General features: G+C 60.2%; 9 protein-coding genes. 3 read left to right on the forward strand and 6 right to left on the reverse strand.

Going from position 1 to position 11,290, the window contains the following annotated elements; genetic code table 11:
* Positions 1–331 precede the first annotated feature (331 nt).
* Positions 332–2,464, forward strand: coding sequence for a TonB-dependent receptor (locus PQR62_RS11265; RefSeq protein WP_408157855.1), 2,133 nt, complete (start codon positions 332–334; stop codon positions 2,462–2,464).
* An 83-nt stretch (positions 2,465–2,547) separates the two neighbouring features.
* Here PQR62_RS11265 and PQR62_RS11270 read toward each other — a convergent pair whose 3' ends face one another.
* From PQR62_RS11270 to PQR62_RS11290, 5 genes are all read right to left on the reverse strand, one after another.
* Positions 2,548–2,754 carry a hypothetical protein gene (locus PQR62_RS11270; RefSeq protein ID WP_408157857.1) on the reverse strand — a complete coding sequence of 69 codons (207 nt, stop codon included), beginning with the start codon at positions 2,752–2,754 and terminating at the stop codon, positions 2,548–2,550.
* Between the two features lie 30 nt (positions 2,755–2,784).
* Positions 2,785–4,146 carry an ATP-dependent protease ATPase subunit HslU gene (hslU, locus tag PQR62_RS11275; protein ID WP_408157859.1) on the reverse strand — a complete coding sequence of 454 codons (1,362 nt, stop codon included), beginning with the start codon at positions 4,144–4,146 and terminating at the stop codon, positions 2,785–2,787.
* A 105-nt stretch (positions 4,147–4,251) separates the two neighbouring features.
* On the reverse strand, positions 4,252–4,788 hold the full coding sequence (gene hslV, locus PQR62_RS11280) for an ATP-dependent protease subunit HslV (RefSeq protein ID WP_408157861.1): 537 nt from the start codon (positions 4,786–4,788) through the stop codon (positions 4,252–4,254).
* A gap of 328 nt (positions 4,789–5,116) precedes the next feature.
* A complete protein-coding gene (gene putA, locus PQR62_RS11285; RefSeq protein WP_408157863.1) occupies positions 5,117–8,803 on the reverse strand; it encodes a trifunctional transcriptional regulator/proline dehydrogenase/L-glutamate gamma-semialdehyde dehydrogenase in 3,687 nt (1,228 codons plus the stop codon).
* A gap of 290 nt (positions 8,804–9,093) precedes the next feature.
* Complete coding sequence (locus PQR62_RS11290; RefSeq protein ID WP_408157865.1) at positions 9,094–10,131, reverse strand: acyltransferase family protein; 1,038 nt, start codon at positions 10,129–10,131, stop codon at positions 9,094–9,096.
* Between the two features lie 309 nt (positions 10,132–10,440).
* Here PQR62_RS11290 and PQR62_RS11295 point away from each other — a divergent pair, with 309 nt between their 5' ends.
* Positions 10,441–10,704: a type II toxin-antitoxin system Phd/YefM family antitoxin gene (locus PQR62_RS11295; protein ID WP_408157867.1), complete on the forward strand. Its 264-nt coding sequence runs from the start codon at positions 10,441–10,443 to the stop codon at positions 10,702–10,704.
* Complete coding sequence (locus tag PQR62_RS11300) at positions 10,701–11,024, forward strand: type II toxin-antitoxin system RelE/ParE family toxin (protein ID WP_408157869.1); 324 nt, start codon at positions 10,701–10,703, stop codon at positions 11,022–11,024. Before PQR62_RS11295 ends, PQR62_RS11300 begins: the two co-directional genes overlap by 4 nt.
* 139 nt (positions 11,025–11,163) lie before the next feature.
* Here the strand turns inward: PQR62_RS11300 and PQR62_RS11305 are convergent.
* The coding region (locus PQR62_RS11305; RefSeq protein WP_459251856.1) for an ABC transporter ATP-binding protein C-terminal domain-containing protein at positions 11,164–11,290 on the reverse strand (127 nt) is incomplete at its 5' end.

Consider the following 11,290-nt stretch of genomic DNA (forward strand, 5'->3'; position numbering starts at 1 on the left):
GGCGCCCACTTTTCTTTTCATGCGGCGCTGCGGCGCCGTGCTTCACCAATGCGCTGCCAATCCGAAGCGCGAACCTACCGGTTCAATAGCGAGCGCCCTGCTCGCAAAAATCGGCATTAAATTCCATCCGGAATTATTTACTCGCATTCCCAATCGATCCTCTTCAGATCGCCCACGCCCTCAAGTCCAGCCACACACTAATTTGCGCGTCAACAGATTTTGGGGGCGCCGTTGTTTCGGCACATCGACTTACAAAATCCTTACTAAAATTTACACTTATTTAGTAATATAAATAGAAATAATTCTTATTACTGAACAAGGAAAATAGTTCATGAAGTCCCGCCTAAAGCCAGGCACCCTGGCTGTCCTCACCACGCTGTCGCTCTCCACGCTCGCCGCACATCAAGCTCAAGCCCAATCCACCAGCCTGCCCGAAGTGCAGGTCAGCGGCTCGCGCGCCAATGACAGCTATGTGGCGCCTACCTCCGTCAGCGGCACCAAGAGCGAAGCGCCTCTGCGCGACGTTCCGCAGACCATCAACGTGGTGCCGGCGCAGGTGATGCGCGACCAGGGCGCGCTGTCGATTCAGGATGCGCTCAAGAATGTGCCGGGCCTGGGTCTGTCGACCGGCGACGGCCAGCGCGATCAGGTCTTCATCCGCGGCTTCACGGCCATCGGCGACCAGTTTGTCGACGGTTTCCGCGACGATGCACTGTATTTCCGCGACCTGTCCAACGTCGAATCGCTGGAAGTCATCAAGGGCCCGGCCGCCGTGCTGTACGGCCGCGGTTCATCGGGCGGTCTGATCAATCGCGTCACCAAGAAGCCCGGCATCGACATCAATGACGTCGGCGTCACCCTGACCAGTTTTGCCGGCCGTCGCGCGGAAGTCGACGTCGGCCGCGGCGCCGGCGACGGCGTGGTGTCATGGCGCCTGACCGGCGCCGTGGAACGCGGCGACAACTACCGCGCCCAGCAATTCATCGACCGCACCGCGATTGCACCGTCGATGGAATTGCGCTTCTCGGCCGACACCAAATTGCTGCTGCAGGCGGATTATCTGGAAGACCGCCGCGTGATGGACTTCGGCATTCCGTCGTTCAAGGGCCGTCCGGTCAGCGTAGATCCGGGTACGTATTACGGCGCCCGCAACGCACGCGATGCCGACTTCGTGCAGTCGCGCGTGGTCTCGACTTCGGCCGTGCTCTCGCACCGTATCAACGAGTCGCTGTCCTTCAAGAACAACTTCCGCTACTACGACTATCACCTGAACCGCAACCCGACCAACATCAGCGGCAACGTCAATGAAGTCACCCAGACCATGACGCTGAACCACTCCAAGCTGGTGCGCGACGAAAACGGCTGGTTCAATCAGAGCGAACTGACGCAAAAGCTGCAACTGGGCAGTACCAAGCACGAGATCCTCTACGGCGTGGAGTTCGGCAGCCAGAGCAAGGATGCGTTTACCTACGCCGGCGTGACAGTCGCCACCGGCGTGAACATCTTCAATCCGGTGCTGCCGACGGTCAACCCCAATACGCTCGGCGCCCTTACCAGCACCTATGGCACCTACAACACCTTCGGCGGCTATCTGCAGGACAACATCGCCTGGAACGATCAATGGAAGACCCTGGTCGGTGTGCGTTATGACAGCTTCGAGCAAAAGTCGCGCATCGTCGGCGGCACCTCGCCGGGCAGCCTGGCGCGTACCGACACCGCATTCAGCCCGCGTGTGGGCCTGGTGTGGCAGCCGACCGAGACCCAGTCCTACTACGTCTCGCTGAGCAAGTCCTTCCAGCCCTCCGGCGAAAACTTCGCGCTGGCCGTCAACAACGCCGACCTGTCGCCCGAAACCACCCGCAATACCGAAGTGGGCGCCAAGTACGACCTGCTCGATGGCCGCGCCAGCGCCACGGTGTCGCTGTTCCGCCTGGAGCGTAACAACATCAAGACCACCGATCCGACCAACAACAACCGTCTGATCCCGGTAGGCACTCAACGCACCGACGGCGCCGAATTCACCTTCAGCGCCGACCTCAAGGGCGGCTGGAAAGTCATGACCGGTTATGCCTATCTGGATGCCGTCATCACCGACTCCACTGCATTCGACGCCAGTGCGCCGGGTACCGGCAACGTCCCGGTCAAAGGCAAGAACGCCACGCTCACACCAAAACACAGCGCCAACCTGTGGCTGACCAAGGATCTGGGCAGCGGCTTCACCGTGGGCGGCGGCGCCAATGCGGTAGGCGCGCGTGCGGCCAATCCGGGCAACACGGTGCTGCTGCCGGGCTACGTGACGGCCGATGCAATGGCAGCCTATCGCACTGCCAGGTACGAAATCCAGTTCAACGTGAACAACATCTTCAACACCGGCTACATCATCTCGGGTCACGGCTCCAGCCCCAACCTGAGCTTGCCGGGCGCGCCGCGCAACGTGATGCTGAGCCTGCGTTATCACATGTAAGCCAGCGGTTTCCGCTGACGAAAAAAGCCTCCGAAGCAATCGCTTCGGAGGCTTTTTTCTTTAGTGCGCGCTGACTGAAAAATTCAGCTGTCTTCATCCCCAGCCAGCTTTTTCTTGAGCAAGGCTTTCAGTTCCTGCCGCTGCGCCGCTTCGCTCTTGCGATGCGGCCCGGCACCGCCGGCACGCTGGCCGGCGGCAATCGCGACCGGATTGCGCGGCTTGGAAACGCGCTGCGCCGGCTCGATACGAAAACTCAGCTTCTGCCGTGTCCCCAGCGTCTTGTTGGCCATGGCAGCGCTCCTTGTCTCGGAATCCGCGCGTTACAGCACGTAACGCGACAGGTCCTCATTCACCGCCAGCTCACCCAGGCGCATATCGACATAAGCGCCGTCGATGGTCAGCGTCTGCGCATCGCCTTCGCCGGCGATGAAAGAAATTTCTTCCAGCAGCTTTTCCATCACGGTGTAGAGACGACGCGCGCCGATGTTTTCGGTCTTTTCATTGACCGAGAACGAAATTTCCGCCAGCCGCTTGATGCCGCTGTCGACGAATTCGATCTTCACGCCTTCGGTCGCCAGCAGCGCTTCGTATTGCTTGGTCAGGCAGGCATCGGTGCCGGTCAGGATGCGTTCGAAGTCGGCAATCGACAGCGAATCCAGTTCGACCCGGATCGGAAAACGACCCTGCAGTTCAGGGATCAGATCCGATGGTTTGGCCAGATGGAACGCACCCGAAGCAATGAACAGGATGTGATCGGTCTTGATCATGCCGTACTTGGTGTTGACCGTGGTGCCCTCCACCAGCGGCAGCAGATCGCGCTGCACGCCGGCACGCGACACATCGGCATTGCCGTTCTGCGAACGCGTGGCGATCTTGTCGATTTCATCGAGGAACACGATGCCGTTCTGCTCGACATTGGTGATCGCCTTTTTCTTCAGCTCTTCCTCATTGACCAGCTTGCCGGCTTCCTCTTCGATCAGGAACTTCATGGCTTCCTTGATCTTGATCTTGCGCGTCTTCTTGCGGTTGTTGCCGAGGCCGGAGAACATGGACTTGATCTGCTCGGTCATTTCTTCCATGCCGGGCGGCGCCATGATTTCCATCTGCTGCGCGCCTTCGTTCAGCTCGATCTCGATTTCCTTGTCGTCCATCGCACCTTCGCGCAGACGCTTGCGGAAAGTCTGGCGCGTAGTGCTGCCGCTATTGCCGGCGGCGCTCTTGTCATCGCCGGCTTCCTTATCCTTGTTTTCGGTGAAGCCGAAATCGCGCGCCGGCGGCAACAGGATGTCAAGTACGCGATCTTCCGCTGCGTCTTCGGCGCGCGCGCGCACCTTGCGCACTTCGACTTCACGCGTTTGCTTGATGCCGATGTCGACCAGATCGCGAATGATGGTGTCGACGTCGCGGCCGACGTAACCGACTTCGGTGAACTTGGTGGCTTCGATCTTGATGAAAGGCGCATCGGCCAGCTTGGCCAGACGGCGCGCGATCTCAGTCTTGCCGACGCCGGTGGGGCCGATCATCAGAATGTTCTTGGGCGTGATTTCGTGACGCAGCGGCTCCTCGATCTGCTGCCGGCGCCAGCGGTTGCGCAGAGCGATGGCGACAGCGCGCTTGGCGCGACCTTGTCCGACCACGTGTTTGTCGAGTTCCGAAACGATCTCTTTGGGTGTCATGTTCATGTTGGTTCTTCACTTGTTCCGGGTCATGCCGCTGACTGCAGCAGACCACACTGCGCCGCTGACCGGCGCTGCAATTCAAATGGGAGGAGGCTTGATCCGGCAGGATTATTCCAGCGTCTCGATGATGTGATTGAGGTTGGTGTAGATGCACAGCTCGCCGGCGATCACCAGGGACTTCTTGACGATATCGGCCGGCGCCAACTCGGTATTTTCCTGCAGCGCCTTGGCCGCCGATTGCGCAAACGTACCGCCGGAACCAATGGCGCCGATGCCGTCGGTCGGCTCCAGCACATCGCCGTTGCCGGTGATGACCAGGGTGGTGTCGCGGTCGGCGGTCAGCAGCATTGCCTCCAGCCGGCGCAGCATGCGGTCGGTGCGCCACTCCTTGGCCAGTTCGACCGACGCACGCATGAGATTGCCCTGATGCTTTTCCAGCTTGGCTTCGAACAGGTCGAGCAGCGTGAATGCATCGGCCGTGCCGCCCGCGAAACCGACCAGCACCTTGCCGTGATACAGCTTGCGCACCTTGCGCGCGGTGCCCTTCATGACCACATTGCCGAGCGTCACCTGACCGTCGCCGCCCAGCGCGACCTGATTGCCGCGTCGCACCGAGAGAATGGTGGTGCCGTGAAATTGTTCCATGCTTGCCTCTGATGAATGTTGATGCGCCCGGCGGCTTGCGCTCAGGCTACTTAATCTTGATTTACCGCGTTTTTTTGAGATGGGGATCGTCCCAAAGATTGCAAGGACATTGCAGTCACGTGACTGGATGCGGCTCAGCGAGGCAGAGCTGGCGTGCCTGAGCGGGACGCCTCACCCGACAGGTATTCTACGCGCGGCCGCCAGGCCAGCCAAAAATTTCTTGTTTGCAAATGAAAATGCACTGAAAAGAAAAGAGCGCCCGCCGGTCATTCCGGCGAGCGCCCTCTTTGTCTGGCGAGAATCAGTCGCCAGGCTTGAAGCTTCGTGCTCAGAGCGACAAAGTCATCAGACTGGCATTGCCGCCGGCCGCCGTGGTGTTGACGCACAAGGCGCGCTCAGCCACCAGACGCCACAGCGGGATCGCGCTGTCTTCGGCGGCGGTGATCAGCGGCACCAGCGCACCGCCGCGTTCGGCCAGCCTGACGCGCCATTGCAGCAAGGCATCGACATCCACCAGCGCGGCGTGCAGCGGCTCGGCTTCCAGCCGCTCGGCCTGGCGGATCGCTGCGCGCAACTGTTGCGGCAGGCCGCTCGGAATCAAGGCTGCCGTCGCGGCATCGACCACCACGCTGTTGCCGGTGGCGAAGGCTGCCGCCAGTTGATTGAGCAAGGCGCCGACGCTGGTCGCCACGCACAGCACCAGACCGCGCGGCGCGAAGGCCAGCGTGTTGCGCTCGCCGGTCGGGCCCGGCAACAGCAGGCTGCGCTGCAGCAGGCTTTCGGCCTGGTAATGCTTGCCGGTCGTCGCCAGACGCGCATGGCCATGCGTCGCGGCCCAGTTCAGCAGGCTGTCGAGCAAGGGATTGGCCTGCGCCGAAGGCCTGGCCTGCTCCAGATCGCCCTGCAGATTCGGATTGCGTTGCAGGCGCTTGAGATACAGCGGGCCGCCGGCCTTGGGGCCGGTGCCGGACTTGCCTTCACCGCCGAAGGGCTGCACCCCGACCACGGCGCCGACGATGTTGCGGTTGACGTAGATGTTGCCGACATGCGCGCGGCTGGCGACGTAGTCGATGGTTTCGTCGATGCGCGAATGCACGCCCAGCGTCAGGCCGTAGCCGCTGGCATTGATGCTGTCGAGCAGTTGCGGCAACTGCTCGCGGCGGTAGCGCAGCACGTGCAGCACCGGGCCGAATACTTCACGCTCCAGCTGGGCGATGGAATCGATTTCGATCACGGTCGGCGGCACGAAGGTGCCTTGTTCGCAAGCGGCATCCAGCGGCAGCTGATACACCGAACGCGCCACGCCGCGCATCTTGCTGATATGCGACAGCAATTGTTGCTGCGCATCGGCGTCGATCACCGGACCGATGTCGATCGCCAGACGATCGGGGCGGCCGACGCGCAATTCCAGCATCGCGCCCTTCAGCATTTCCATGGTGCGGTCGGCGATGTCTTCCTGCAGGCACAGCACGCGCAGCGCCGAGCAACGCTGGCCGGCGCTGTCGAAGGCCGAGCTCAGCACATCCTGCACCACCTGTTCCGGCAAGGCGCTGGAATCGACGATCAGCGCGTTCTGGCCGCCGGTTTCGGCGATCAGCAGAATCTCGCCGTGTTCATCCAGGGTGCGCGCAGCAAGCGTTCTGTTGATCAGTTGCGCGACGTCGGTGGAGCCGGTGAAGATCACGCCCTTGACGCGTGCATCCGCAGTCAGCGCGGCGCCCACGGTTTCGCCGCGACCCGGCAGCAATTGCAGGGCGGCGCGCGGAATACCGGCCTCGTGCATCAGTTGCACCGCGCGATACGCGATCAGCGGCGTCTGCTCGGCCGGCTTGGCCAGCACCACGTTGCCGGCAGCCAGCGCGGCGCTGATTTCGCCGATGAAGATCGCCAGCGGGAAATTCCAGGGGCTGATGCACACCACCGGGCCCCAGGCCAGCGCATTGCCGGCGTGGCGCGACTGCACCGCGTAGTAGCGCAGAAAGTCGACCGCTTCGCGCACTTCGGCAATCGCGTTCGGCAGCGACTTGCCGGCTTCACGTACGGCCAGCGCCATCAGTTCGGCCATGTTCTGCTCCAGCAGATCGGCGGCATGCTCCAGCATCTGCGCCCGTTCGCCGGCGGCGTGCGCCTGCCATTGCGGCGCGAATTCGGTAGCGGCGTGCAGGGCGGTTTCGACATCTTCCAGCGAGGCTTCGGTCACCTGACCCACCACCTCACGGCGGTCGGCCGGATTGTAAATGTCCTGCACCACGCCGGCGAGCGCTGCGCCATCCAGCAGCGGCCCGGCTTGCCATTGGCGCTGCGCCATGGCAACAAACAGCTGATCCAGCTGACGCAGGCGATCTTCATTACTGAGATCGATGCCGGCCGAGTTCTTGCGCTCCTCGCCATACAGACGATGCGGCACGGCGATGGTCGGATGCGGCGCGCCGCCCTGGGCGCGCACCGACTCGATGGGATCGGCAATCAGTTTTTCCAGCGGTACTTCTTCATCCACGATCTGATTGACGAAGGAGGAATTGGCGCCGTTTTCCAGCAGCCGGCGCACCAGATAAGCCAGCAGGGTCTGATGCGAACCGACCGGCGCGTAGATGCGGCAAGGCTTGTCGAGCTGATCCTTGCCGACCACCTGGTCGTACAAGGTCTCGCCCATGCCGTGCAGGCACTGGAATTCGTAATCGGTGATCTGATGCTGGCGCGCCCAGTTGTAGATCGCGGCCAGCGTGTGCGCATTGTGTGTGGCGAATTGCGGGTAGATCACATCAGTCGCAGCCAGCAGTTTCTGCGCACAGGTCAGATAGGACAGATCGGTATGCACCTTGCGCGTGTAGACCGGGTAGCCTTCCAGACCATCGACCTGGGCGCGCTTGATTTCGCTGTCCCAGTAGGCGCCCTTGACCAGACGGATCATCAGCTTGCGGCCGTGGCGGCGCGCCAGATCGACCAGATAATCGATGACGAAGGGGCAGCGTTTCTGATAGCCCTGCACCACGAAACCGATGCCGTCGAAACCGGCGAGATCGGGATCGGCCACCAGTGCCTCCATCAGATCCAGCGACAGTTCCAGACGATCGGCTTCTTCGGCGTCGATGTTCAGGCCGATGTTGTATTGCCTGGCCAGCAGCAGCAATTGCTTCAGGCGCGGCAGCAGTTCCGCCATCACGCGCGCCTGCTGCGCGCGCGAATAGCGCGGATGCAGCGCTGATAGCTTGACCGAAATGCCGGGACCGTTCTTGATGCCGCGGCCGTTGGAGGCGCGGCCGATGGCGTGGATCGCGTCTTCGTAGGATTGGTAATAGAGGTCGGCGTCGTGCATGGTCAGCGCCGCTTCGCCCAACATGTCGTAGGAATAGCGATAGCCGCGCTTTTCATTGTCGCGGCTGTTGTCGAGCGCCTCGGCGATGGTCTGGCCGGTCACGAACTGATTACCCAGCATGCGCATCGCCAGATCGACGCCCTTGCGGATCAGCGGCTCGCCGCCCTTGCTGATCAGACGCGTCAAGGCCGAACCCAGACCGCTTTCGCTATTGGTGCCGACCAGCTTGCCGGTAATCAGCAGGCCCCAGGTCGCGGCATTGACGAACAGCGAAGGCGACTCGCCCAGATGCTTGCGCCAGTCGCCCTTGCTGATCTTGTCGGCGATCAGACGGTCGGCGGTCTGATGGTCCGGAATGCGCAGCAGCGCCTCGGCCAGACACATCAGCGCCACGCCCTCTTCCGACGACAGCGAAAACTCATGCATCAGCGCATCGACGCCGGATGAGCGGGTGCGCTTGTCGCGCACCGCCTGCACCAGCTTGCGCGCCAGTTGCTGCGTATCTTGCTGCCACTGCGCGCTGCTGCCGACCTGGCTCAGCAGCCACTGCACGGCCTCGCGCTCGTCGCGACGATAGACCTCGGTGATGGCCTGGCGCAAAGGCGTCTGCGCATGCATCACTTCGGTGTGGAAAGCGCTGAAAGGCAGATGGGAGATATCGGCGGCGGGTGCAGCGGACGGCGCGGCGGCAGTAGTCATGGGTGGGCCAGAAAGAGAAATGAAGCGGTGTAAGAGAAAATGTGCAGAAGATTCGGAGAAGATTTTTCTTTCCGCGATTCTATGCGGGCGCCACCAATATTAATTCTGTATTTTTAGCCAAACCTTTGAATTTAATTTTGCTTCAGTCATTTATTCAAAATTAAATATCACAACAATCCATCAGCATTGAGCATCAATCGCGCTGCAAGCGCGACGCCGTGCGGCAGTCAGCGGGCCTTGTTTCAATCGAGGCCCGCGCTGCGCCCGCTTTGCCGCGATTGCGGGCACGATCAGCGCTGCAAGGCAGTTGCAGTTCCGGGATCGCCCCGAAAATCCTTTTCCGAACCGAGCAAGAAAGCGCGCGTCCAGCGCCATCTGCGGCATTGCCGATACAGCCAATAGCTGCCCAGCAAGGCCACTGTGAAGCGGATGAAGAACTGATCTTCGCCGAACAGCCAGGCCGCCGCCATTGACAGCGCCTGATGCAGAAACAGGATCACGATCGCCGCCTGCCCCAGCCCTGCCAGCGCCTGCGACAGGCGCGGATAGCTGGCGCTGATGCGGCGTGCAATCCAGAGCAGCGAAATGCAGCAGGCCAGCGCCGCGATGAAGCTGAGCACCGGCGTGCCGTAATGGGAAACCTTCATGTCGTAGGGCAGATACAGGCCCCCGTCGAAATGATGATTGGCGATCACCACTGCCATGAAAAACAGCGCGGCGCCAGTGGCCCAGAGGTAGATGCGGCGCACCTCGAAGTCGGATTGAAGCGCCGCGTGAAACAGATAGCCGGCATAGAAAAACGGCGCCGCCGCCAGCGCCACATTGGCATTGCCGATCAGCCAGAACTCAGGAAAGACAAAATTGTTCAGATAGCTCAGAGCCAGCATGCCGGCGTGCAGCCAGAGCAAGACCCGGCGCGAACAGCGCCGGATCAGAAATGCTTCCATCAGCAGCACCGTGAAGAAACAGGTGGTGAACCAGAACGCCGTTTCGGCCGTGGGCAAGGCGCGCCCGCCCAGCAGGAAGGCTTTGAAGAAGCGGATGATCGCGCGACTGTCCTGCGGTAAATGAAGGAGAAGATTGGTGGCTTGCGGAATCATGAACAGCAGCAGAAACGCAGCATAGGGAATCAGCAACTGGATCGCCTTGCGCCGGATGAAATCGCGATAGTCCGGCGGCGGCCTGAACAGATAGCCGCTGATGAAGAAAAACAGCGGCATGTGAAACAGAAAAATCAGATCGAAGCTGTAACCTCCGTACACGTGCCCCCACACCACCATGATGATGCCGATGCCGCGATAAACGTCGATCCACTGTTCCCTTTGCATGTGCGTGTCCCTGAAGCGATAACTGAAACGATCGGCCCGCAGGTGCTCAGAAATGCTTAGAAATGAGCGATGTACCGACGATTCTGCGCAATCAGCAGAATCGGCACCTCGGCTGATCTATTCAGGTGACAGCTGCTTCCAGGCGGAGTTCGACCGGGCATGGCATATGTCGCCACCGCTGATTTTATGAATGTCGGAGTTATCACAGTCGCAACGCACATTGCAATCAGACTGAATTCGGTTCAAAATCAGTCCTCTTAGTTCAAGCCCAGCCGATTTTGCTCAATTTTTCAGGACGACGCAGCGCTCATGACTTTCTCCACTCAAATCAAACCGATCTCCTATCTGAAATCCCACGCAGCCGAAATCATCAAGGATTTCGCCGACAAGGACGACACGCTCATCATTACGCAAAATGGCGAGGCCAAGATGGTGGTGATGGACATCGCCAAATATGAAAGACAGCAGGACACATTGACCATGTTGAAAATTCTTGCCTATGGTGCGAAGGAAATCGAGGCAGAGAAATTTCAGGACGCCTCGGACTTTTTTGCCGCGATGGATGGTGAATGAATCTGCCGGTAAAAATCTTGCAGTCGGCTCAGGCCGATTACAGGAATCTCAAGAAAAGCGTGACACGTCAGCTTGGTGAAGAAGTCTGGGGAAAACTGAACAGAGATATTCAGGCGACGATCAAAACCATCTCTGAACATCCTCATGCGGGCTCGGCGCTGGAAGAACTTGAAGAAATCGGCAGCGGCCGGTATCGACAAATTTATGTCGGCAAAAACCGCATCGTGTATGAAGTGCGCACGGAAGCCATCTATGTTCATATTTTCATGCACGTGCGCAGAGATTTGATGGCGCTGCTGCAAGACAGATTACTGTCCTGATTTAAAAATTTGAGATATCGCCTGAAGACAGATACAAAAAACGCAGTGCATGAAAATGCACTGCGTTTTATTTTTAGATCAGCCGAATCTGAATGCCCTGCGGCATCGCCGATTCTTCAGGCCTTGAGCCTGATCGCCCTTATTCGCCCTCGCCCAGATAAGCCGCCTTGACGCGCGGATCATTGAGCATGTCAGCCGCCTTGCCTTCCATCGTGATCAGGCCGGACTCCATCACGTAACCGCGGTGCGCGGCCTGCAGCGCCAGC

Origin of the sequence: Herbaspirillum lusitanum, from assembly GCF_046025995.1 — a bacterium.
Taxonomy (GTDB): Bacteria; Pseudomonadota; Gammaproteobacteria; order Burkholderiales; family Burkholderiaceae_D; genus Herbaspirillum; species Herbaspirillum lusitanum_A.